Here is a 22,219-nt window from a genome sequence, read left to right on the forward strand (position 1 = left end):
GGCTTCAGGGCGCGTCCGGTTCGTGGGTTTCCCGGCAGGCATCTGCGGCCATTTGGTGCAGGCGCTGCCAGATGGCATGTTGCCGGGCGCGGGGCAGTGGCCGCAGCAGGGCCAGGATGCGCAGGGCAGTGTCATCTGCGCCTGCGCGGGCAGCGGGCGTTGCGGCGCTGCCGGGCGCGGGGTCGCCATCGAGCAGCCACGGAACGCTGGTATCCAGCGCGCTGGCAATCTTTTTCAGCGTGGCCAATTGCGGCGCATAGCCGTCGAGATACAGCATGCGATGTATGGATGATTGCGAAACGCCGCATAGGCGGGCCAACTGGCTTTGGCTGCGTATGCCGCGCCAGCGCATCATGCTGGCCAGGCGTTGTGGAAAGCTCATGCGGGCGGATCGGTAAGCATAAAAATAAGATCCATTTACATTAGCATGGCCTAGACAATGCGGTGTGCCAAATTTATCCCTTTGCTGGCCTCTTTTTCGAGGAAGCGATGACGGAGAGGCAGGCTTGTGGATAAGGCTGTGCGCAAGCCTGTGTGAAATATTGGGATAAGCCTGGGGATAGGGTGTGAATTGTCTGTGGATAGCTTGTGGATAGGTGGCGCGTGGCGCGTCTAAGACTCCATGCCGCAGCCGCAGTCACAGTCACAGCCGCAGCAGGCATTCCGCCTTCAATGAGAACGCCCCTGGCCCGTTGGGATCGGGCAAGGGGCGTCTGTGCCGTGCAAGACGGCGGCCCGCCGTGTCTGGCGGGCGATGGCTATTATGGGGCGATGCGGCCCTGCGGCGCCAGGCGCGGCGCCGGATCAGGGCATCAGTTCGCTGCTGTCCTGGGGTTTGGTTTTGATAACGAAGCGGCCCAGCAACAGGCCTACTTCGTAGAGCAGGCACAGCGGTACCGCCAGCATGAATTGGCTGACGACATCGGGAGGCGTGACCACGGCAGCGATGATGAAAGCGCCGACAATGACGTAGCCCCGCGCCTGCCTGAGCTTGTCGAGGGTGGTCAGGCCGGTGCGCAGCAGCAGGACGACGGCCACCGGGACTTCGAAGGTAATGCCGAATGCCAGGAACATGGTCATGACAAAACCGACATAGGCTTCGATATCAGGGGCGGGCGTGATGGATTGCGGCGCGAATGAGGCGATGAACTGGAAAACTGTTTTGAAGACGACGAAATAGCAGAACGCCATACCCGCCAGGAACAGCAGGGTGCTGGAAATGATCAGCGGCAGCGCCAGGCGTTTCTCATGGCGGTATAGCCCCGGGGCCACAAAGGCCCAGGCCTGGTAAAGCACGATCGGCAGCGCAATGACCAGGGCCAGCAGCATGGTGACTTTGACGGGCACCATGAAGGGCGTGATGACGCCAGTGGCGATCATGCGCGTGCCTTGCGGCAGGGCATCGAGCATTGGCTGTGCCAGGAAGTCATAGATGGCGGAGGCCCCTGGCCACATGAACAGGACCAGGAAGCAGACCAGCACGGCACCCCCCGCCTTCATCAGGCGCGAACGCAATTCGATCAGGTGGGAGATGAAGCTGTCTTGCTGCAGGTGTTCTTCCGTCACGACTTGGTACCGGAGGGAGAGGAGGGGGCCGCCTTGGCGGCTTCAGGAACGGGCGAGCCAGGATCCGCTGGCACATCGGCAGAGGCGGGCGTTGCAGCGTGCGCTGTTGGCGTGGCGCTTGCCGGTACGGGGTCTGCCTGTGCGGGGGTTTCCTGTACGGGGCTAGTCGCGGTTGCCGCCGGCGGCGTTTCCGCCGCAGCGGGTGTCAGGGTATGGTCGTGGGCGGGCGCAGGAACCGCGTCCGCGAGAGAGCCAGGGGCGGGCGCAGGGCCAGCGCCTGTTGCGGCGGTATCAGGCGCCGCAGGGCGGCTTTCTGCCGCCGGGGTTGCCGCCTGATTGCCGGGCGCGCTGGTGGCGGCCTGGCTGTCTGGCAGCGCCGGGCCGGGCCCGGCGGCATCGGCAGGTGCCGATTCTTCCGGGGAGGACAGGCTGGTCGCGCTGCTGGCCAGTTTGGACATCTCGTCGTGGAACTGGTCCAGAGGCTGCCGTATGCTGCTTTCCGCCTCGCGCAGCGAGGTTTTCAGGCTGCTGGCGGCTTCGTCCATCTGCGCTTTGAATTTTTTCAGCTCATCGAGCTCCATCTCGCGCTGGATGTCCGATTTGACATCGCTGACATAGCGCTGGGCACGGCCAAGCAGATGGCCGACGGTTCGCGCCACCTTGGGCAGCCGTTCCGGGCCGATCACAACCAGCGCCACGGCGCCGATGACCAGCAATTCTGTGAAGCTGATATCGAACATTGAACGTCAGGCGAGAGGGGGTTTCAGGTGTTGCCGGGCATCAGTGACGCAGTCTGCGTCACTTGTCGCCGGTTTTTTCGCGTGCCTGGACGTCTATGGTGTCGCCCTGGCTGACGCGCGGTGTGGGGGCGTCGATTTTCTCATCGCTGTCGGAGGAGGCTTCCTTCATGCCCTCTTTGAAGCCTTTGACGGCGCCGCCGAGATCCTGGCCCATATTGCGCAGTTTCTTGGTGCCGAACACCAAGGCGACGATCAACAGGACGATCAACCAATGCCAGATACTGAAGCTACCCATGTGGATTCTCCGTGCGGGTCAGATGAATGGGCGCGCCGGGCGCAGCCCAAGTATTACGAGTTCGAAGGCAACCATTCTACCCAACTGGATGACAGCATTATGACTCAGCCGGCCGGCGCGCCTTTTCTTCCAGGCCGGAGAGGCCTTCGCGGCGGGCCAGTTCCGCAAGCACATCTTCCGGACGCTTGCCATAATATGTTAGCGCCACCAGGCTGTGATACCAAAGGTCGGCCGTTTCATTGACCAGTTTGTCGGCGTCGCTGTCCTTGGCGGCCATGACGACTTCCGTGGCTTCTTCGCCGATTTTCTTCAGGAAGGCATCCGGGCCTTTGTGGAACAGCTTGGCCGTGTACGAACCAGCCGGGTCGCCGCCATTGGCGGGCAGCCGGCTTTCCAGGGTATCAGCCAGGCGGCGCAGGATGTCGGATGCAGTGTTCATGCGTGATAAATGTCGTCGGGGTTTTTCAGCACAGGGTCGGTCGTGACCCAGCGCGCCTCGTCATCCTGGCCTTCCAGGCGCTGGTAAAAGCAGCTTTCCCGGCCAGTGTGGCAGGCAATGCCGCCATGCTGCTCGACTTGCAGCAGAATGACGTCGTTGTCGCAATCCAGGCGAATTTCCTGCACATGCTGGGTGTGCCCGGAGGATTCGCCCTTGCGCCAGAGCTTGCCGCGCGAACGCGACCAGTACACGGCGACGCCGGTGGCGACAGTTTCGCGCAGCGAGGTTTCATTCATCCAGGCGAACATCAGGATGCGGCCGGTGGCCACATCCTGGGCAATGGCGGGAATCAGGCCATTTTCGTCGAAGGCGACCTGGGCCAGCCAGGCGGGTTGCGGCTGGCTCATGCGCGTGTCTCCAGGCGGACGGGGATGCCGCGTTCGGCCAGATAGGCTTTGGCTTCACCCACGGTGTGCTGGCCATAGTGGAAGATGCTGGCCGCGAGGACGGCGCTGGCGCCGCCTTCGGTCAGGCCATCGGCCAGATCCTGCAGGCCGCCCACGCCGCCAGACGCGATAACGGGGACAGGGACGGCGTCCGATACAGCGCGTGTCAGCGCCAGGTCGAAACCGGAGCGGGTGCCATCACGATCCATGCTGGTCAGCAGGATTTCGCCCGCGCCATAGCTGGCCATGCGGCGGGCCCATTCCACGACATCCAGGCCGGTGGCCTTGCGGCCGCCGTGGCTATAGACTTCCCAGCGCGGCGTGCCGTCAGCGGCATCAGGTGCGCGCCGGGCATCAATCGCCACGACGATGCACTGTGAGCCATGGTAATTGGAGGCGTCACGCACCAGATCCGGGTTGCTGATGGCGGCGCTGTTGATGGACACCTTGTCGGCGCCAGCGTTGAGCAGGCGCTGAATATCAGCAACCACGCGCACGCCGCCGCCGACCGTCAGCGGAATAAAGACCTGCGAGGCCACCTGCTCGATGATGGGCAGGATCAGATCGCGGCCGTCACTGGTGGCAGTGATGTCGAGGAAGGTCAGTTCGTCGGCACCCTGGGCGTCGTAGCGCCGGGCGATTTCGACGGGATCGCCGGCATCGACCAGATTGACGAAATTGACGCCCTTGACCACACGGCCTGCCGTGACATCCAGGCAGGGAATGATGCGCCGCGTCAGGCCGCTTGCCGTGTTCGCGCTCATGGCTGCCATTCGTCGGCGAGATCCTGGGCGGCGGCGAAGTCCAGGGTGCCTTCATAGATGCTGCGGCCCAGGATGACGCCGGACACGCCTTCCTGTTCGACCGCGCACAGCGCTTCGATATCGCTCAGGTCGGTCACGCCGCCGGAGGCAATGACGGGAATCCGCACGCTGTTGGCGAGACGGACTGTGGCTTCGATGTTCACGCCAGAGAGCATGCCATCGCGACCAATGTCGGTATAAATAATGGATTCGCAGCCGTAATCTTCGAACTTGCGGGCAAGATCGACGACGTTCTGGCCGGTCAGCTTGCTCCAGCCGTCCGTGGCGACCTTGCCGTCCTTGGCGTCCAGGCCGACGATCACGCTGCCGGGAAAGGCGCTGCAGGCATCCTGGAGGAAGCCGGGGTTTTTGACGGCGGCCGTGCCGATGATGACGTAGCGAATGCCGAAGTCCAGATAGCGCTCAATGGTATCCAGGTCACGGATACCACCGCCGATCTGAACCGGGATATCGTCGCCAACGGCTTTTACGATGGCGCGGATGGATGCTTCATTGCGCGGCTTGCCGGCAACGGCGCCGTTCAGATCGACCAGATGCAGGCGGCGGGCGCCCAAATCCAGCCAATGCTGTGCCTGGGCGGCAGGGTCCGTGGAAAAGACGGTGGCGTCATCGAGGTCGCCTTGGCGCAAGCGGACGCATTGCCCGTCTTTGAGGTCGATGGCGGGGATCAGCAGCATGATGTCAGAAGTAATGTAGGGAAGTGGGAAGGGCACGTGCCACGCGCCCGTCTTGGATCAAGGTTTCCAGTCTACAAAATTGCGGTAAAGACGCAAGCCCGGTGCCGCGCTTTTTTCTGGATGGAACTGTACTGCAAACAAATTCTCGCACGCGACGGCACAAGTGAAGCGCAGGCCATATTCACTGCTGCCTGCGATGAACGCAGGGTCGGCAGGGACGGCGTAGTAGCTGTGGACAAAATAGAACGCCGTCTGGTCGGCTATGCCGTCCCAGAGCGGGTGAGACAGATCCTGGCGCACCGGGTTCCAGCCCATGTGCGGGACTTTCAGGGCGTCGCGGGCTTGTGGCTCGCGGTCTTCCCTGCCATCCAGCGGCGCGGCAAAGCCAGGGCCCTGGAAGCGTTTGACCTGGCCGGGCAGCAAGCCCAGGCCAGGCGTATTGCCTTCTTCGCTGTGTTCAAACAGCATTTGCTCGCCAACGCACACACCCAGCAAGGGTTTGTTGCGTGCGGCGCGCAAGACGGCATCAAGCAGTCCGGATTGTTCCAGCGTGCGCATGCAATCGGGCATGGCGCCCTGGCCCGGGAAAACGATACGGTCGGCTGCGTCGATGGCAGCGGCCTGGTTGCAGATACGGATATCCGCATCCGGGGCGGCATGGCGCAGGGCGCGGGCAACGGAATGAAAGTTGCCCATGCCGTAATCAACGATGGCGATCGTATTCACGAGTCAGGTAGCCGGTTGAAGGTGGATATGTCCAGCGCCGCCTCAGCGGCGGCGCTGTTGCTTACAGGACACCCTTGGTCGAGGGAATGACGCCTGCACTGCGGTCATCGGCTTCCAGGGCCATGCGCAGCGCGCGCCCACAGGCCTTGAAGACGGTTTCGCATTGGTGGTGGGCGTTTTCGCCCCGCAGGTTGTCGATGTGCAGGGTGATGCCGGCGTGGTTGACCAGCCCCTGGAAAAATTCGCGGGCCAGATCGACATCGAAATTGCCGATGCGGGCGCGCACATAGGGGACGTGATAGAACAAACCGGGGCGGCCGGAGAAATCGACCACCACACGCGACAGGGATTCATCCAGAGGCACATAGGCATGGCCGTAGCGGCGTATGCCTTTCTTGTCGCCAATGGCTTGCGCGAAGGCCTGGCCCAGGGTGATACCGACATCTTCCACCGTATGGTGGTCGTCGATATGCAGGTCGCCGTCAGCCTTGATATCGAGGTCGATCAGGCCGTGGCGGACGATCTGGTCCAGCATGTGGTCGAAGAAGGGAACACCGGTATCGAGTTTGCCCTTGCCGGTGCCGTCGAGATTGACGGCCACACGGATACGGGTTTCATTGGTGTTGCGGGTAATTTCGGCGGTACGCATGGCACTCGTGCTGGACAAAAGCAGGAAATCAGGAAGAACTGGAGCCAGGCTCCAGGCGATAGCGGGCGCTGCCGGCATGGGCGGGCAGGCCTTCGCCGTCAGCCAGGCTGGCAGCCAGCGGCCCCAGAGTCTGGGCGCCGGCATGGGAAACCTGGATAACGCTGGAACGCTTCTGGAAGTCATAGACACCCAGCGGCGAGGAAAAACGGGCGGTGCGCGACGTCGGCAGCACATGGTTGGGGCCGGCGCAGTAGTCGCCCAGCGACTCGGAACTGTAGCGTCCCAGGAACATGGCGCCTGCGTGGCGGATGCGGTCTGCCCAGAATTCGGGGTTCTCGGTGGAAATTTCCAAGTGTTCGGCCGCGATATCGTTGGCGATCTCACAGGCCTGTTCCAGATCCTGCACCAAGATCAGCGCGCCGCGGCCCGACAGGCTTTTGCGGATGATGTCGGCGCGCGGCATGGACGGCAGCAGGCGCTCGATGGCGGCCGCGACTTCGTCGAGGTAAGCGGCGTCGGGGCACAGCAGGATGGCTTGCGCCAGTTCGTCGTGCTCGGCCTGTGAAAACAGATCCATGGCGATCCAGTCCGCGGGCGTGGTGCCGTCACAGATGATCAGGATTTCACTGGGGCCGGCAATCATGTCAATGCCGACCGTGCCGAAGACGCGCCGTTTGGCGGCAGCGACGTAGGCATTGCCCGGACCGGTGATTTTGTCCACCGGCGTGATGGAATCGGTGCCGTAGGCCAGCGCGGCCACGGCTTGCGCGCCGCCTATGGCCCAGACGCGATCCACGTCGGCAATGGCTGCGGCCGCCAGCACCAGCGGGTTGCGCAGGCCATCAGGCGTGGGGGTGACAATGACGAGATCAGGCACACCGGCAACCTTGGCCGGGATGGCGTTCATCAGAACCGAGGACGGATAGGCAGCTTTGCCGCCGGGCACATAAAGGCCGACGCGATCCAGCGGGGTGATTTTCTGGCCCAGGCGGGTGCCGTCGGCTTCGGTATAGGACCAGCTTTCGCCGCGTTGCCGTTCGTGATAGACGCGGATGCGTTCCGCCGCTGCTTCCAGCGCGCCGCGCTGATCGGCCGGCAGGCCGTCGCGTGCGGCCAGCAGGTCGGCACGGGGGATTTCCAGCGCAGCGATGCTGTCGGCGCTGACCCGGTCGAAACGGCGGGTGTATTCCAGCAGCGCGGCATCACCGCGCAGGCGCACATCTTCCAGAATGTCCCGGGTCGTATTTTCGATGGCGGCATCCTGGGAAGCTTCAAAAGCAAGCAGCGTGCGCAGGCTGCCCCGGAAATTCGGAGAGCGGTAGTCTAGGCGATTGATCACGGTATCGGACACAGCGGTAAGCGAACATCAACCGCTAGAGTATAAGCCGCAGCGGCAGGCGCTGCGGCGCTTGAGGGCAAGTTGTACGTTTATTTTGCGTCAAAGACAGGCTGGGGCATGCCTTTGAAGTCCAGCCAGCGTTTGTTGGCGTAGTCGTACAGCTTGCAATGACGGGCGCACTTGAAGTACCAGCGCCAAGAGAAGTACTGGATCACGATGCGGCCGGGCAGCATTTCTTCCAGGCGCTTTTGCGCTTCGGGCAGCCGGTACAGCGGAATGCTCATGTCCACGTGGTGGGCCGTGTGGACCATGATGTTGTGCAGCAGGCGGCGGCCGAAATACTTGAAGGTGAGGTGCACGGTGGTGGAAACAAAGGGCTGCGAGGCCGCCCATTCTTCCTTGTTTTCGTACCACTCGATTTCCGGATGGGTATGCTGGATGTAGATCACCATGCCTATCATGCCGTTCCAGAAAATGAACGGGACGACAAAACCGGCAAACAGGGTCAGCCAGACAGATTGCTGGGTGGCCAGGGCCGCCCAGACTAGCGCGCCGACCCAGAGGCAGGCCGCGACAGTGACCAGAATGCCGTCCAGAATGAAGACGCGGCGGCGGGTCGGCATTTCCTTCCTGCTGGGGAAGTACATGCGGCGCCACCAGGTTTCCACCAGATAGTAGAGCCAGGGGCACCAGCCGCTGCGGTACAGGCGCTCAAGAATGCGCTGGCCACGGCTCATAGACTGGTATTCCTCGACGGTCTTGGGGCACCAGACGAAGTCGAAACCCTTGAGGTTGGAATAGCCATGGTGCACGACGTTGTGGCCGACATCCCACAGGCTGTAAGGGGTCAGGGACGGCAGGAACAGCAGGCGGCCCAGCCAGCGGTTCAGGCGGCGGTGATCCGTGAAGGATTGGTGGCAGGCATCGTGCCCCAGGATGAAGAGGCGGCCGATGATGAAGCCGGTCACCATGCCCATCACGATTTTCAGGATGGGGTTTTCGAACCAGACCGTGGCGGCGATCGCCAGGCCATAGATGATGAATTCGAAAAGAGTCAGAAACAGTGCAAAGGCGGTAGAGCGCTTGGCGAATGGCGTGGTCCAGCTGCGAATAATCTTGCGATGCGGGAGCGGCTCGTCGGGTGCCAGGGGCGTCGTGTTTGTTGCGGTCACAGGCTGCTTGCAGAAAAAAAAGAAACAGGCAGAAGACCTGGAATGCGCGATGGCGCCGCGCCAATACTGGGCGCGCCTGTCTCCTGGACGGATGCCGGCCGTGTGGCACATGACTTACAGGCCATGTGACAGGATAAGATAACAGTCGTAAATGACCGTTACATGTCAAACCGTGGGGTGGCCGGCAACGGGCCCCATTGTACGCTGTCCGCTTATTTCCTGTCGAAAAGCTGAAAGCTGGTACGGAATTCCACGTTCCCACCGCCCCGCGGGGCAGGCGGCACGCGGGCTGGCGTTCAGGCCGGCAGGCTGGCCTGGGCGAAGGCGTCCAGCAGCGGTTGCAGGCGGGCGCCACGGGTCTTGAGCGACGCGCGGTTGACGATCAGGCGCGAGGAAATCGGCATGACATCTTCGACCGCCACCAGGTTGTTGGCGCGCAACGTGCCGCCGGTGGAGACCAGGTCAACGATGGCATCGGCCAGGCCGACCAGCGGGGCCAGTTCCATAGAGCCGTAGAGTTTGATGATGTCCACGTGCATGCCCTTGGCGGCAAAGTGCTCACGGGCGGCCTGGACATACTTGGTCGCCACGCGCAGGCGGGCGCCCGGGTGAATCGCGGCGGCATAGTCAAAGTCCTGGCGGACCGCTACGCAAAGCTTGCAGCGGGCGATGTTCAGGTCGATGGGCTGGTACAGGCCGCCGCCTTCGTCGTGGGCGTTGTGCTCATACAGCACATCCTTGCCGGCGATACCGAAATCGGCCGCGCCGTACTGGACATAGGTAGGCACATCAGACGCCCGCACGATCAGCAGACGCAAGGCGGGATCGCTGGTGGGCAGAATGAGCTTGCGCGATTTTTCGGGGTCTTCCGTCACTTCCACGCCGGCCGCCGCCAGCAAAGGCAGCGTTTCTTCGAAGATGCGCCCTTTGGACAAAGCCAGTGTCAGGGTATCGCTGGACGGGTTGGCGGCCTGGGTCATGCTGCTTCCTTGCTGCTGATGCGTTTGATATTGGCGCCCAGCATACTCAGTTTTCGTTCCATTTTCTCGTAGCCGCGGTCCAGATGGTAGATGCGGTCAATGAGCGTTTCGCCTTCCGCGGCCAGGCCGGCAATGACCAGGCCCGCCGAAGCGCGCAGGTCAGTGGCCATGACATTGGCGCCGGACAGCCGTTCGACGCCATGCACCACGGCGGTATGGCCGTCGATGTCGATATTGGCGCCCAGGCGGCACAGTTCCTGCACGTGCATGTAGCGATTTTCGAAAATGGTCTCGACGATGACCGCGGTGCCGTTGGCTACCGTGTTGAGCGCCATGATCTGCGCCTGCATGTCAGTGGCGAAGCCCGGATATTCCAGGGTGCGCACGCCGACGGCGTTGGGGCGCTGGTTCATGCGCGCGCGGATCCAGTCGGCGCCGGTTTCCAGCGCCAGGCCGGCTTCCGCCAGTTTGTCGAGCGTCGCGCCCATGGCGTCGGCGGCCGTGCCGCGCAGCAGCACATCGCCGCCGGTAGCGGCAACAGCGCACAGGAAGCTGCCGGCTTCGATGCGGTCCGGCGAAATGCTGTGGGTCGCGCCATGCAGCTTGTCCACGCCGTCAATGACGATGCGGTCGGTGCCATGGCCGCTGATGCGGGCGCCCATTTTGATGAGCAGTTCGGCCAGATCGACGATTTCCGGTTCGCGCGCGGCGTTTTCCAGAATGGTGCGGCCCTCGGCCAGCACGGCTGCCATCAGCAGATTTTCCGTACCGGTCACGGTCACCATGTCGGTGCGTACCGTCGTGCCTTGCAGGCGCGAGGCGCGTGCCACGACAAAGCCTTTTTCGATGCTGATGTCGGCGCCCAGCGCGGCCAGCCCCTTGATATGCTGATCGACCGGCCGCTGGCCGATGGCGCAGCCGCCGGGCAGGCTGACGCGCGCTTCGCCAAAGCGCGTCAGCAGCGGGCCCAGCACCAGAATGGAGGCGCGCATGGTTTTGACCAGCTCATAGGGCGCTTCCAGGCTGGTAATGGCGCCAGCATTCAGCGTGACCGTGCTGGCCGCCGGGTCATGCGTGGTGCGCACGCCCAGCTGATTGAGCAATTTCAGGGTGGTGCTGATGTCGTTGAGCGCGGGCACATTGTGCAGCGTGAGCGTGTCGGCGGTCAGCAGGCTGGCGCACAGGATGGGCAGGGCGGCGTTTTTGGCGCCGGAAATGGTGATTTCGCCCTGCAGCCTGGCGCCGCCGGTGATTTGGAGTTTGTCCATGTCAGTTCGCCTGGCGGGATGCGTATTCCTGGGGGGTAAGTGTGCTCATCGACAGCGCGTGGATTTCGGCGTGCATGCGGGTGCCCAGCGCGGCATAGACCAGCTGGTGGCGGGCGACCAGGCGTTTGCCTGCGAAAGCATCGCTGACGATGATGGCCTCGAAGTGCGATCCATCGCCGCTGACTTCGAGATGCGTACAGGACAGTCCTTCGGCAATGTATTGCCGGACTTGTTCCGGAGTAGGCAGGGACATAATCATGACCTCAATTTGTAGCCGCGAGCCAGCAGCCACTGCGCATAGAGCGCCAAAACGATGAAAACGCCGCCGACGACGGCCAGGCTATGCCAGGGTGAGGCATCCGCGCGGGAGAAAAAGCCGTAGCGGAAGCCGTCAATCGCGTAGAACACCGGGTTCCAGTGCGACACCTGCTGCCAGAACGCGGGGAGGGAGTGAATGGAGTAGAACACGCCGGAGAGAAAGGTCGCGGGCAGGATCAGGAAGTTTTGAAAGGCCGCCAGCTGGTCGAATTTTTCCGACCATAGCCCGGCAATGATGCCCAGCGCGCCCATGATGCCGCAGGCCAGCACGGCAAAAGCCAGTACCCAGAAGGGCTGCTGGATGCTGAGGCCGGCAAAGGCCGTGGCAACCAGCCCGACGCACAGACCCACCAGCAGGCCGCGGGCGACAGCGGCCAGCAGATAGGCCCAGAAAATTTCCCGGTGTGAAATCGGCGGCAGCAGAATGAAGACCAGATTGCCGGTAATGCGGCTCTGGATCAGGGATGATGAGGGGTTGGCGAACGAGTTCTGCAACATGCTCATCATCATGAGGCCCGGCACCAGGAAGGTGGTGTAGGGCACGGCGTCATACACCTGCACGCGGTTCTGCAGAACCTGGGCGAACACGACCAGATACAGCAAGGCCGTCAGCACCGGCGCGGCAATGGTCTGGAATCCGACCTTGACGAAGCGCATGACTTCCTTGCGCAGCAAGGTCGGGAACCCGGAGCCGGCAGGCTGCGGAATAACGATTTTCTGGGTGGTCATATGGCGATGCGGGGAGCCAGGGGCTCTTCAAGCTGCATGATGCGTACGAAGGCGTCTTCCAGGTCAGTGCCGCCGGCACTGGCCAGCAGAGCTTCCGTGGTGTCCAGGGCCATCAGCCGGCCGCGCCGCATCATGGCGATGCGGCCGCACAGTTCCTGCGCTTCTTCCAGATAGTGGGTGGTGAGCAGGATGGTATGGCCTTCGCGGTTCAGCCGCGAAATGAATTCCCACAGGGTGCGGCGCAGATCGACATCCACGCCCGCTGTCGGTTCATCCAGGATGATGACCGGCGGCCGGTGCACCAGCGCCTGCGCTACCAGCACGCGGCGCTTCATGCCGCCGGACAGGGCGCGCATATTGCTGTCGGCCTTGTCGGTCAGGCCCAGATTGAACAGGATTTCATCAATCCAGTCGTCGTTGTTGCGCAGGCCGAAGTAGCCGGACTGGATGCGCAAGGTCTGGCGGACCGTGAAAAACGGGTCGTACACCAATTCCTGCGGGACCACGCCCAGCGCCCGGCGCGCCTGCTGATACTGGTCCCGGACATCGTAGCCGCAGATCGAAGCCTTGCCGCTGCTGGCGTAGCTCAGGCCCGCCAGGATGGAGATCAGCGTGGTTTTGCCTGCGCCGTTCGGGCCCAGCAGGCCGAAGAATTCCCCATGCTCTATGCGCAGGCTGATGTCGTTCAGCGCAGGAAAGCCGGGACGGGCTTCGCGTTTGCTGAACCAATCACGCCAAGTGCGTTCGCGCGGGGGATAAACCTTGGAAACGTGGTCGATAAGAACGGCGGACATGGATAGGATCAGGACTCCGGCGTAGTGTTGCGTTGCTGCAGGGCCTGGATCAGGCCGTCCATGCCGCCCTTGGCGATTTCCTGGGCGAATTGGTTGCGGTAGTTCTCGATCAGCCAGATCCCTTCGACGTTCAGGTCATAGATGATCCAGCCTTCCGGCGTGCGGTTCAGGCGGTAATCGACCTGCACCGGTTCGGCGCCGCGATGGGGCGTGATGCGCGAACGCACGACGACATCGTTTTTGGCCGCATCGCCGCGGAACGGCATCATGGTGACATGGGTGCTGTTGTCCACCTGGCTCAGCGCGCCGCTATAGGTGCGCGTCAGCGTGCCGCGGAACGCATCGGCCAGCGCATTGCGCTGTTCGGGCGTGGCGTCACGCCAGTACTTGCCGGCCGCCAGGCGCGTGGTGCGCTGGAAATCGACGTAAGGCAGCACATACAGGTCAACAATGCGGTTGACGGCGCCGATATTGCCGCGCAGGGCATCCTGATCCTGCTTGAGGACGTCCAGCGCCTGGAGGGCGACCTGTTCGACAAATTCGTTGGGTTCGGCCTGGCGGTTGATGTCCGCGGAAGCCGTGGCGGCAGCGCCCAGCAACAGGGTGCAGGACAGCGCGAGGCGCTGAATCAGGGCTGCAGCGCGTCGTCCCAGCATCGCGGCGGAGGCCGTATGGCGGATGGCAGTCAGGGTCATGGCGGTTACCTATTGAAGCAGGGTCAGGGGGTGGTATCGACCAGGGCTTCCTCGCCCGGGTCGTCATAATCCGGCAGATCGTCTTCGTAATCCGGCAGATCATCGTCGTCGCTGGCGCCGAAGGGGCGCAGTTTTTGGCGCAGCAGCGCATTGCGGTTCTGGAAGTAGGCGTCACGCACGAAGGAATAGGGGTCCAGCGCCGTGGCTTGCACGGTGCGCGTGGCATCCAGCAGCGAAGCGCGCGTATCCAGGCCTTCCAGGCCCCACGCAATATTGCGCAGGCGGACGTTATCGACGGCCGTGGCGATGTCCATCTTTGCCAGGCCGCGCGCCGCCATGCCGGTGCCGTCACGCAGCGAGCTCGGGCCGAAGATGGGCAGCACGATGTACGGGCCATGGCCCAGGCCCCAGACGCCCAGCGTGGTGCCGAAGTCGTTGCGGATGCGGTAGGCGCCGTTGGCTGTCGCGACGTCGAAACAGCCGCCCACGCCGACGGTGGTGTTGAACATCACGCGGCCCAGCGTGTTGATGAAATCGTGGCCGCGGCCCTGGGCCAGGCTGTTGAGCGCGGACCAGACATCGCTGATGTTATTGAAAATATTGCCAATACAGCTGCGCACCGGGCCGGGCGTGACGGTGGTGTAGAGGGTGGCCAGCGGTTCCAGGACGACGGTATCGACGGCGTCATTGAACTGATAAACGCCCCGGTTGAAGCTTTCGAAGGGGTCGCGCGGGTCAGGATGGGAGACCGTTGCGCAGCCGGCCAGTGCCAGGCTGGAGGCAAGCAGGGTCGGACGCAGCCAGTGGCGGCCATGGCGTTGAGGCTGGTTCATTTTTCGCTGCCTTGCTTGTCCGCAGTGTTGTAAAGGAATTTGCTGATCAGGGTTTCCAGCACGACGGCGCTCTGGGTGAACATGATTTCACCGCCGTTGGGGATGTCTTCCGTGTCGCCGCCGGCTTCCAGGCCGATGTATTGCTCGCCCAGCAGGCCCGAAGTCAGGATCTTGGCCGAGGAGTCCAGCGGGAAGTGGAACCCTTCCTGCATATCCATGGTTACCACGGCTTCGTAGGTTTTCGGGTTCAGGTGAATATTGTTGACACGGCCCACGACGACACCGGCGCTTTTGATGGGCGCGCGCGGCTTCAAGCCGCCAATGTTGTCGAAATTGGCCGAGATTTCATAGGTGGGCTTGAACGAGAAGGTGCTCAGGTTGCCGGCGCGCAGGGCGAGGAAAGCCAGGGCCAGAATGCCCAGCAGCACAAACAGGCCGACCCAGAAATCATTTTTTTCTTGCGACATGACGGAATCCGTATCGTATCAATTGCCAAACATGAGTGCGGTCAGCAGGAAATCCAGACCCAGCACAACCAGGGAGCTGACCACGACGGTGCGTGTCGTGGCCTGGGCGACGCCTTCGGGCGTGGCTTTTGCTTGCCAGCCCTGGTACAGCGCGATCAGCGTGGTGGCGATGCCGAACACCACACTTTTGACAAAACCATTGCCGATATCCTGCCAGATATCGACGCCGCTTTGCATTTGCGACCAGTAGGTGCCATTGTCCACCCCTATCATGGGGACACCGACCAGCCAGCCGCCGAGGATGCCGACAGCAGAGAAAATCGTGGCCAGTATCGGCATGGAAATGAAGCCGCCCCAGAAACGGGGCACCAGCACGCGGCGGATCGGGTTGACGGCCATGACTTCCATGGCCGCCAGTTGCTCGCCCGCTTTCATCAAGCCGATTTCGGCGGTCAAGGCCGTGCCGGCGCGCCCGGCGTACAGCAAGGCAGTGACGACCGGGCCGAGCTCGCGCGTCAGCGACAGCGCGACCAGCAGGCCCAGCGCGTCTTCAGCGCCATAGATGCTGAGGGTGTAGAAACCCTGCAAGCCCAGCACAAAACCGACGAACAGGCCGGACACGGCAATAATCAGCAGGGAATGATTGCCGATGAAGTGAACTTGCTGGCTGACCAGGCGCGGGCGTTGCACGGCAATGCCGCTTTGCCCCAGCACTTGGCCGAAAAATCGGGAGAACAAGCCCAGCCCGGTAATTTTCGCGCGTACCCAGGCGCCCAGCCCGGCGATGGTGTGATAAGGGTTCATGCGCGTTTTCCTTGCTGCGCCAGCCATGCCTCGAAGGCGGGCGTGCTGGGGTACTGGAAGGCCACCGGGCCGTCCGGCGCGCCGGTTAGGAACTGGCACACATACGGGTCATCCGAAGCGGCGAGCGTCTCGGGCGTGCCCGACGCCTTGAGTTCCCCCTGGCCGACGAGGTACACCTGGTCGGCAATGGCGAAGGATTCCTGAACGTCATGGGTAATCAGCACCGACGCGCAGCGCAGGCGGTCGGCCAGGTCGCGGATCAGGCGCGCGGTGACACCCAGGGAAATCGGATCCAGACCGGCGAACGGTTCGTCGTAGAGGATCAGTTCGGGTTCAAGGACAATGGCGCGGGCCAGCGCCACGCGCCTGGCCATGCCGCCGGAAATGGCGTTGACACGCAGGTGCGCCGCTGTGCGCAAGCCAACGGCATCCAGCTTGTCCAGCACTTTTTCGGTAATTTCAGCTTCCCCGAGGCGGGTATGTTCCCGCAGGGGAAAAGCCACGTTTTCAAAGACATTCAAGTCAGTGAACAGCGCGCCTTGCTGGAACAGGACGCCCATGCGCTGGCGCAAGGTTTCACGCTCGCGGTCAGTGACGGCGCCCATATCGCGGCCGAAGACGGTGACGGTGCCGCGCTGGGCCGTCAACTGGCCAGTGGCGGCGCGCAATAGTGTTGTTTTGCCCGAACCCGAACCGCCCATGATGGCGACGACCTGCCCGGGCTGCACTTGCATGGAAATGCCGCGCAGCACGGTGAAATCGCCATAGCCCAGCGCTGCATCATTGAAATGCAGAACAGGCGCGGCAGTCTTGGGCAAGGCGTCGGCGTGCGGCATGGGAATTGGGAAGAAGGGCAAAAGGGGCATTGTATCCCGGCTGTTGCTTGCGCGGCGGGGACGGCCGAGGAAGGGATTGCATGCTTGTTGCATTTGTCGCCTGGCCCGGCGGGCCAGGCAGGGCGCAGTTTTCAGCCTCGCCAGGCAGGATGGGCGCCATGCTTGTGACGGCTTGAAACAAATGCTGGCCGCAGGGGGCAGACGGGATGGCCGCGGGGCAGGCCAGGCCGGGCCGGCCGGCACAAACACCGCCGCCGGCGCGGAAAATCCGGGCCGGCGGCAGGCGGGCTGCCAGCGCCAGCTGTGTGGCGGGGGCCGGCTGGCCGGTCAACTGGCGCTGCGCGGGTCGAATGCCAGCTCCGTGGCCATTTGTTCATACAGCGCCTTGGCGGCCGGCGTATCCGCAGGCGGCAGGACAACCTGGATATCCAGGGTCAGATCGCCGGGAGGCTGGCCCGGAATGCCGTGCGCCTTGACCGACAACTGGCGGCCGCTTTGGGCTCCGGCGGGAATGCGGACCTTGATGGTGCGGTCCGGCAGCCGTACCGGTACCACAGCCCCCAGCGCCGCTTCCCAGGGTGCGACAGGCAGCGTCATGGCAATGTCCTTGCCGTCCACGCGGTAACGCGGGTGCGGCTGGAACGAGACTTCCAGCAGCAGGTCGCCCGCGCCGGCGGGGCCGGGTTCGCCTTGGCCGGCCAGACGGATGACCTGTCCGGCCTGAACCCCTTTCGGGATTTTGACGTCGAAAGTGCGTTCGCCCTGACTGGTGCGCAGAGACAACTGGCGGGTGGCGCCAGTGAAGGAGTCTTCTATGCCCAGCACGACACGCGCGCGTATGTTCTCGCCCCGGCCGGAACGCCGGGCCTGGCGAAAGCCCGATGATGCGCCCGCGCCGCCGCCCATGCGGCCGAACAGTTCCGAGAAAAAGTCGGAGAACCCGGCGGATTCGAAATCGCCCTGCTGATTGAAATTGAAATGGCTGCCCTGGCCCCAGCCGGGGGGCGGACGGAATGCGCCGTCGCCCTGGCTATGGCCAAGCTGGTCATAGGCACTGCGTTTTTCGGGATCGGAGAGCACCGTATAGGCTTCATTGACCTCGCTCATGCGCTGCGCCGCGTCCGTTTCTTTGGAAACGTCCGGGTGGTACTTGCGCGCCAGTTTGCGAAAGGCTTTCTTGATGTCTTCTGCGCTTGCGTCCCGGGATACGCCGAGCGTGGCGTAGTAGTCCCTGTATTCCATATATTTCCCTCATGGAAAGGATGCATGATGTTATCCCTTCTATGGGGGCAAAGTCTTTGATATCAAGCCCTTGAAAGTACGAAATGTCCACCCTATATAACGGTCATGAGGCGCTGTGATGCGGCAGGTCCGGCATCACAGCTTGCTGATCGGAGCCGGGCCGGCTCGCCTCGCCGGCCCGGCATGATTGCAGTTCGCCAGCCGATCCGCCGGACGCTGGCAAGCGGAGTCATCCAGGCCGCAGCGGCCATGGCCCGCAGATCTGACAGGAGATGGATCATGTCTTACCGTGCATTGTTTCCCCGCGATGTGTTTGCGGAGCTGGATCGTCTGCAGCGCGCCATGCAGCAGACGTTCGATGGGTCGCCCAATATCCGTGGCGGCGCCAAGGGCTATCCGGGCTTGAATATCGCCACCAGCCCGAAAGCAGTGGATATCCATGTGTTCGTCCCCGGTGTGGAGGCCAAGAACCTGGATGTGCAGATCGAAAAAGGCGTTTTGACGATTTCCGGCGAGCGGGCTGCCCGTGAGGTGCCGGAACAGGCCACCTTGCATGTGGATGAGCGGTTTTCCGGGCGTTTTCGCCGTGTGGTCAGCCTGCCCGATGATGTGGATACGCAAGGCGTGCAGGCCAGCTACCGCGAAGGGGTGCTGAGTCTGCATATTCCGCGCAAGGAAGCGGCGCAGCCCCGCCGCATCGCCATTCAGTGAACCGGATAGAGAATAAGGAGATTGCCATGAGTGCAGCCAATGTGAATCAACCCGCCGTGGCCGAGCCGTCCGGCCGCAATGACAAACACTACCTGGTGCCGCCTGTTGATGTGGTGGAAGATGCTGGCGGTATTACCCTGTATGCCGATTTGCCCGGTGTGGCCAAGGAAGGCCTGAACCTGCAGGTTGACGGCGATACCTTGACGATAGCGGGCAGTATTGCGCTGGCGCTGGCCGAAGGCGCGGTTGCCAGCCATGTCGAAGTCAATGCGCAGCACTACCGCCGCGCCTTCACGCTTTCGCGTGAACTGGATGCCGATAAGGTTCAGGCCTCGTTTGAGGCCGGTGTGCTGAAGCTGCGCATTCCCAAGGTGGAACACGCGCAAGCGCGCAAGGTGGAAATCCAGGTGGCCTGATCTGTTCCGGCTGGCCGGGTAAATAGCAGAAAGCCAGGGAACTCCCGTTCCCTGGCTTTCTGCTATTCGGCCTGGCCCTGCTGCTCAATAAGCCGTCGGGCCAGGCCGCCGGTTCAATGTTTGGCGGGAATGCCCAGGAACGTGAAGGCGGGGGCGGCCACGAAGTCGTCGTTGACTTCGCCATGGAAAATATTGCGCTGGTTCATGCCCAGTTCCAGCTTGCGCACGCCGGCGCCCGAGGGCGAGAAGTCCAGTTTGCTGACATCCACCCAGAAGACATTCGGGGTGGTGGTGGATTCGAAGTAATAACGCAGCCGCTTGTGATCCACGACCGTGCGCCAGCGGGTCGAGGAAATATTGGGCTGGTCCGGGGTGCTCAGGCCGAAGGGCACGGAGGCATTGCGGATCACGCTCAGCACGCTGGCCAGCGCCATATCCGGGTCGTCCTGTTTTTCGACGGCATTAATGTAGAACTGGGCGCGCGCGAAGCGGTCGGCGGCGCGGTTGGTGCCCGGCAGCATGACGGTGCCGCCTATGGTTTCCCAATATTTGTTGAGGGCCAACTGTTCGTCGTAAGTCGGCGAATTGGTCATGACCTGGTAGTCACTGTTGTGGTGGATCACTTGTTTGCCGTCGATGTATTCGACGATGGCGCTGTCGCCGCTGCTGTCGGATAAAGACATATGCAGCGTAGTCAGGCGCGCTTCACCCGGAATATTGGAGGTGACCAGCGAGAAAGGCTGTTGGGCCAGCGCGGCAACGGCATCGGCCACATTGGGGAAGAGATCCAGCACATATTGCGCCCACGCAGCAATCGTCAGCAGCGGATGGGTGGGGTCGGCGCTGGGGTATTGCGATTCTGCCAGCCACAGCAGGTTGACCGAAAGACCGGCCTCGTTGACGCCGTCCGTTGTGGAAATGTCGTATCCGGTTGCCACGATGCTGCCGTACTTGGCGGTCCAGCTCAGGCTGTCCGGCCCGCAATTGCCGCTGCGGGCGATGCCGCGAGGCAGTATCCACAGATTGGTATGCATGTCGGACTTCCAGTCCATGGAGCGGGCAGTGAAGACCTGGCCCTGATTACCGTGATAGACGATTCGTGTGCACATGGGTGGGTTGGCTCGAAAGAGTGACTGGGGTTGGGAATGAAGCGCGGGCAAGCGTTTGCAAACGGCCTGGCCATGCTGCGGTGTTGTACCAGAAATAAGGGTCAATCGCGTTGTCATGCGTCACGCGGGCCAGCAAGGCTGCGCTGCATGGACAGCTTTAGTGTAGTGGCAGGCCTGGGGCAGTGGCGCGGCCCGGGCGTGAAGGAATGACAAAGGAAAAAACACAGGCGCCTGCCCTATTGCGGGGCAGGCGCCTGTGTGAGGGTGCTGCCGCCAGGGGTTTGGCGGCGCGCATCCGGTAATGCTTAGAAGCGGTAACCGATGGCCAGGGTGCCGACCCAGGGGTCGATCTTGGCCTTGCCGATTTTGTCGCCGTTGAGCTTCACGTTCGAGCTGATGTCGATATAGCGCACATCGGCGTTGATGAACCAGTTCTTATCGAGCGCGACGTCCACGCCCACCTGGGCGGCCACGCCCCAGGAGTCGCTCAGGCGCAGCTTGTTGCCGGCGATATCGCCGCGCGCCTTGGTGTCAAAGAAGGTGGTGTAGTTCAGGCCGACGCCGACATAGGGCTGCACGGTGGAATCCGGCAGGAAGTGCCATTGCAGGCTCAGCGTGGGCGGCAGATGCTTGGTCTTGCCGATATAGCCGTTCACGGCGCCGTCAGCATTGATATCGTGGCTGAACGGGATAGCGCCCAGCAATTCGATACCGATGTTGCGGGTGGCCATATAGGTCAGCGAGAGACTGGGGCGGGTGCTGTTGCCGACGCTCAGCTTGGCGGCGCCGTCCAGGATATCGCCGTTGTTCGATTTGGGATGGACATGGCTGACGCCAACTTTCAACAGCCAATCGCCTTCTTCATAGGCGTGGGCCAGGGGCGAGGCCAGCAGGCCTGCGCCCAGCAACAGGGCGGCCAGGGGCTTGAGGGTGCGGATGCTCATCTGAGTTCTCCAGAATTTGGTCGTTGCGATATAAACCACACTGCCAGCATGCCTTTTCCATCCGGGGCCGAGTTTGATGTGCCGCAAGAAATTCGGGTTTTGTCGGGGAAGTTCGACGAACAGGCGGAGAAAGGGGGCAGAGTGTTGCTTACATACCTCATTCCCGATGCGGCGGCGCGGCACATGCCGCCCCGCCGGCCCGGCACCAAGGGCGCCCGGTGCCGTTTAGGAGCGCTGTTCAGGGGCGGGCGCAGGCGCTCTCGGGGGCGGGCTCGCCGGATTGATAGCATTGGCGGATCGGCCTGGCCCCCGCGTTGCCCTGGCCGAAAAATTCCAGCCAGCCATGCTGCTGGCGCGCCCGGTTCAGGTGCGCGCGCGTGCGCAGCTGGTTATTCATGTAGATTTCCAGCACTTCACCGTCCGGGGTATAGCGGGTGATGGCGACACTGCTGCGCAGCGGCGGCATGCCAGCGCCTTGGGCTGGTGGCGTGTCGATCAAGGTGAAGGTGACTTGTATGTCATCGGCCTGCCCCATATAGCCTCTGCCATAGGTGATGCTGTAGGCGTTCTGGCCTGGTGGCTGGCCGGGCAATGCCGTGGAGACCAGTTCGCCGGAAGGCTGCTGCTGGAACATTTCGCTGTGCGAGGCTTCGATGATGCTCAGGGTGCGGCCGGGATTGCCTTGCGCATCATATTGGGCCACGCCCCGCTGGCGTGATTGCAGGCGGGTGACCAGGCCGGACAGGCTCATGCGGCTGTCGCTGCGCCAGATATATTCCGTCATGCCGCTCAGTGTCTGGGCCGCGGGGCAGGCGCCGCTGAGAATCGCCAGCTGGCCTGACAACGTTTCCGTGCTCATGCCGTTCCTGCGCGTTTCCTCTGCCAGCACTGCCATGGTGTCTGGCCCCAGGACGGCAAGCCGGGCCGCTTCGGCGGAGAGCGCGCACGCTTTTGCTTCGCGCGCATCGAACAGGCTGTCGGGGCGGGAGAGCAGGAGCGTGAATGTTTCGATGGCCAAGGGCAGGTTTGCCATGGCCGCGCTGGCCGGCATGCCCTGGAAGGCTTCGGCAGGCTGGCTGAATTCAGCCTGAGCCGGGCGCGGCGCGGCGCTCAGGGATAACAGCCCCAGGTGCAGCAGGCAGGCGAAAAGACGGGAACAGATCGTGGCGGTCATGGAGAGGGCAGTCAGGAGCGGCGCGC

28 protein-coding genes are annotated in these 22,219 nt (G+C 62.8%); 2 read left to right on the forward strand and 26 right to left on the reverse strand.

What is annotated here, in order from left to right; all coding sequences use genetic code 11:
- Positions 1 to 4 precede the first annotated feature (4 nt).
- From ACTJGZ_RS04675 to ACTJGZ_RS04785, 23 genes are all read right to left on the reverse strand, one after another.
- Positions 5 to 382, reverse strand: a complete 378-nt coding sequence (locus ACTJGZ_RS04675; RefSeq protein ID WP_441661784.1) for a helix-turn-helix domain-containing protein — start codon at positions 380 to 382, stop codon at positions 5 to 7.
- A 422-nt stretch (positions 383 to 804) separates the two neighbouring features.
- Positions 805 to 1,566 carry a twin-arginine translocase subunit TatC gene (gene tatC / locus ACTJGZ_RS04680; protein WP_441661785.1) on the reverse strand — a complete coding sequence of 254 codons (762 nt, stop codon included), beginning with the start codon at positions 1,564 to 1,566 and terminating at the stop codon, positions 805 to 807.
- A complete protein-coding gene (gene tatB, locus ACTJGZ_RS04685; RefSeq protein WP_441661786.1) occupies positions 1,563 to 2,306 on the reverse strand; it encodes a Sec-independent protein translocase protein TatB in 744 nt (247 codons plus the stop codon). The genes tatC and tatB overlap by 4 nt, the downstream gene beginning before the upstream one ends.
- A gap of 58 nt (positions 2,307 to 2,364) precedes the next feature.
- Positions 2,365 to 2,601 (reverse strand): Sec-independent protein translocase subunit TatA, encoded by a 237-nt coding sequence (gene tatA / locus ACTJGZ_RS04690; RefSeq protein ID WP_127775393.1) that lies wholly within the window; start codon positions 2,599 to 2,601, stop codon positions 2,365 to 2,367.
- A 97-nt stretch (positions 2,602 to 2,698) separates the two neighbouring features.
- Positions 2,699 to 3,040, reverse strand: a complete 342-nt coding sequence (locus ACTJGZ_RS04695) for a phosphoribosyl-ATP diphosphatase (protein ID WP_441661787.1) — start codon at positions 3,038 to 3,040, stop codon at positions 2,699 to 2,701.
- The gene (hisI, locus tag ACTJGZ_RS04700; RefSeq protein ID WP_441661788.1) at positions 3,037 to 3,447 is read right to left on the reverse strand and encodes a phosphoribosyl-AMP cyclohydrolase; all 411 of its coding nucleotides are present in this window, start codon (positions 3,445 to 3,447) and stop codon (positions 3,037 to 3,039) included. The genes ACTJGZ_RS04695 and hisI overlap by 4 nt, the downstream gene beginning before the upstream one ends.
- Positions 3,444 to 4,259 carry an imidazole glycerol phosphate synthase subunit HisF gene (hisF, locus tag ACTJGZ_RS04705; protein WP_441661789.1) on the reverse strand — a complete coding sequence of 272 codons (816 nt, stop codon included), beginning with the start codon at positions 4,257 to 4,259 and terminating at the stop codon, positions 3,444 to 3,446. The genes hisI and hisF overlap by 4 nt, the downstream gene beginning before the upstream one ends.
- Complete coding sequence (gene hisA, locus ACTJGZ_RS04710; protein ID WP_441661790.1) at positions 4,247 to 4,987, reverse strand: 1-(5-phosphoribosyl)-5-[(5-phosphoribosylamino)methylideneamino]imidazole-4-carboxamide isomerase; 741 nt, start codon at positions 4,985 to 4,987, stop codon at positions 4,247 to 4,249. The genes hisF and hisA overlap by 13 nt, the downstream gene beginning before the upstream one ends.
- 57 nt (positions 4,988 to 5,044) lie before the next feature.
- Positions 5,045 to 5,713, reverse strand: coding sequence for an imidazole glycerol phosphate synthase subunit HisH (hisH, locus tag ACTJGZ_RS04715; RefSeq protein ID WP_441661791.1), 669 nt, complete (start codon positions 5,711 to 5,713; stop codon positions 5,045 to 5,047).
- A 61-nt stretch (positions 5,714 to 5,774) separates the two neighbouring features.
- On the reverse strand, positions 5,775 to 6,362 hold the full coding sequence (gene hisB, locus ACTJGZ_RS04720; protein ID WP_441661792.1) for an imidazoleglycerol-phosphate dehydratase HisB: 588 nt from the start codon (positions 6,360 to 6,362) through the stop codon (positions 5,775 to 5,777).
- Positions 6,363 to 6,390: 28 nt separating this feature from the next.
- Positions 6,391 to 7,713: a histidinol dehydrogenase gene (hisD, locus tag ACTJGZ_RS04725; RefSeq protein WP_441661793.1), complete on the reverse strand. Its 1,323-nt coding sequence runs from the start codon at positions 7,711 to 7,713 to the stop codon at positions 6,391 to 6,393.
- Between the two features lie 77 nt (positions 7,714 to 7,790).
- A complete protein-coding gene (locus tag ACTJGZ_RS04730; protein ID WP_441661794.1) occupies positions 7,791 to 8,873 on the reverse strand; it encodes a fatty acid desaturase in 1,083 nt (360 codons plus the stop codon).
- A 296-nt stretch (positions 8,874 to 9,169) separates the two neighbouring features.
- The gene (hisG, locus tag ACTJGZ_RS04735; protein WP_441661795.1) at positions 9,170 to 9,853 is read right to left on the reverse strand and encodes an ATP phosphoribosyltransferase; all 684 of its coding nucleotides are present in this window, start codon (positions 9,851 to 9,853) and stop codon (positions 9,170 to 9,172) included.
- Complete coding sequence (gene murA, locus ACTJGZ_RS04740) at positions 9,850 to 11,121, reverse strand: UDP-N-acetylglucosamine 1-carboxyvinyltransferase (RefSeq protein ID WP_441661796.1); 1,272 nt, start codon at positions 11,119 to 11,121, stop codon at positions 9,850 to 9,852. The genes hisG and murA overlap by 4 nt, the downstream gene beginning before the upstream one ends.
- A 1-nt stretch (position 11,122) precedes the next feature.
- Complete coding sequence (locus ACTJGZ_RS04745) at positions 11,123 to 11,374, reverse strand: BolA family protein (protein WP_441661797.1); 252 nt, start codon at positions 11,372 to 11,374, stop codon at positions 11,123 to 11,125.
- A 2-nt stretch (positions 11,375 to 11,376) separates the two neighbouring features.
- Positions 11,377 to 12,168, reverse strand: coding sequence for an ABC transporter permease (locus ACTJGZ_RS04750; protein WP_441661798.1), 792 nt, complete (start codon positions 12,166 to 12,168; stop codon positions 11,377 to 11,379).
- Positions 12,165 to 12,962, reverse strand: coding sequence for an ABC transporter ATP-binding protein (locus ACTJGZ_RS04755; RefSeq protein WP_441661799.1), 798 nt, complete (start codon positions 12,960 to 12,962; stop codon positions 12,165 to 12,167). The genes ACTJGZ_RS04750 and ACTJGZ_RS04755 overlap by 4 nt, the downstream gene beginning before the upstream one ends.
- Positions 12,963 to 12,970: 8 nt before the next feature.
- Positions 12,971 to 13,657 carry an MlaC/ttg2D family ABC transporter substrate-binding protein gene (locus ACTJGZ_RS04760; protein WP_441661800.1) on the reverse strand — a complete coding sequence of 229 codons (687 nt, stop codon included), beginning with the start codon at positions 13,655 to 13,657 and terminating at the stop codon, positions 12,971 to 12,973.
- A gap of 23 nt (positions 13,658 to 13,680) precedes the next feature.
- The gene (locus ACTJGZ_RS04765; RefSeq protein ID WP_441661801.1) at positions 13,681 to 14,490 is read right to left on the reverse strand and encodes an MlaA family lipoprotein; all 810 of its coding nucleotides are present in this window, start codon (positions 14,488 to 14,490) and stop codon (positions 13,681 to 13,683) included.
- The gene (gene mlaD, locus ACTJGZ_RS04770; RefSeq protein ID WP_441661802.1) at positions 14,487 to 14,957 is read right to left on the reverse strand and encodes an outer membrane lipid asymmetry maintenance protein MlaD; all 471 of its coding nucleotides are present in this window, start codon (positions 14,955 to 14,957) and stop codon (positions 14,487 to 14,489) included. The genes ACTJGZ_RS04765 and mlaD overlap by 4 nt, the downstream gene beginning before the upstream one ends.
- Before the next feature lie 18 nt (positions 14,958 to 14,975).
- The gene (mlaE, locus tag ACTJGZ_RS04775; RefSeq protein ID WP_441661803.1) at positions 14,976 to 15,761 is read right to left on the reverse strand and encodes a lipid asymmetry maintenance ABC transporter permease subunit MlaE; all 786 of its coding nucleotides are present in this window, start codon (positions 15,759 to 15,761) and stop codon (positions 14,976 to 14,978) included.
- Positions 15,758 to 16,597, reverse strand: a complete 840-nt coding sequence (locus ACTJGZ_RS04780; protein ID WP_441661804.1) for an ABC transporter ATP-binding protein — start codon at positions 16,595 to 16,597, stop codon at positions 15,758 to 15,760. Before ACTJGZ_RS04780 ends, mlaE begins: the two co-directional genes overlap by 4 nt.
- Positions 16,598 to 16,924: 327 nt before the next feature.
- Positions 16,925 to 17,839 carry a DnaJ C-terminal domain-containing protein gene (locus tag ACTJGZ_RS04785; protein WP_441661805.1) on the reverse strand — a complete coding sequence of 305 codons (915 nt, stop codon included), beginning with the start codon at positions 17,837 to 17,839 and terminating at the stop codon, positions 16,925 to 16,927.
- Between the two features lie 279 nt (positions 17,840 to 18,118).
- Here ACTJGZ_RS04785 and ACTJGZ_RS04790 point away from each other — a divergent pair, with 279 nt between their 5' ends.
- Both ACTJGZ_RS04790 and ACTJGZ_RS04795 read left to right on the forward strand, forming a co-directional pair.
- Positions 18,119 to 18,550, forward strand: a complete 432-nt coding sequence (locus tag ACTJGZ_RS04790; RefSeq protein ID WP_441661806.1) for an Hsp20/alpha crystallin family protein — start codon at positions 18,119 to 18,121, stop codon at positions 18,548 to 18,550.
- 26 nt (positions 18,551 to 18,576) lie between these two features.
- Positions 18,577 to 18,966: an Hsp20/alpha crystallin family protein gene (locus ACTJGZ_RS04795; RefSeq protein WP_441661807.1), complete on the forward strand. Its 390-nt coding sequence runs from the start codon at positions 18,577 to 18,579 to the stop codon at positions 18,964 to 18,966.
- A 113-nt stretch (positions 18,967 to 19,079) separates the two neighbouring features.
- Here ACTJGZ_RS04795 and ACTJGZ_RS04800 read toward each other — a convergent pair whose 3' ends face one another.
- From ACTJGZ_RS04800 to ACTJGZ_RS04810, 3 genes are all read right to left on the reverse strand, one after another.
- Positions 19,080 to 20,075, reverse strand: a complete 996-nt coding sequence (locus ACTJGZ_RS04800) for a linear amide C-N hydrolase (protein WP_441661808.1) — start codon at positions 20,073 to 20,075, stop codon at positions 19,080 to 19,082.
- Positions 20,076 to 20,380: 305 nt separating this feature from the next.
- A complete protein-coding gene (locus ACTJGZ_RS04805; RefSeq protein WP_441661809.1) occupies positions 20,381 to 21,019 on the reverse strand; it encodes an OmpW/AlkL family protein in 639 nt (212 codons plus the stop codon).
- Positions 21,020 to 21,257: 238 nt separating this feature from the next.
- A complete protein-coding gene (locus ACTJGZ_RS04810; RefSeq protein ID WP_441661810.1) occupies positions 21,258 to 22,193 on the reverse strand; it encodes a hypothetical protein in 936 nt (311 codons plus the stop codon).
- Between the last annotated feature and the right edge of the window lie 26 nt (positions 22,194 to 22,219).

This window comes from Kerstersia sp., from assembly GCF_052103615.1.
In the GTDB taxonomy this organism is placed as follows: domain Bacteria; phylum Pseudomonadota; class Gammaproteobacteria; order Burkholderiales; family Burkholderiaceae_B; genus Kerstersia.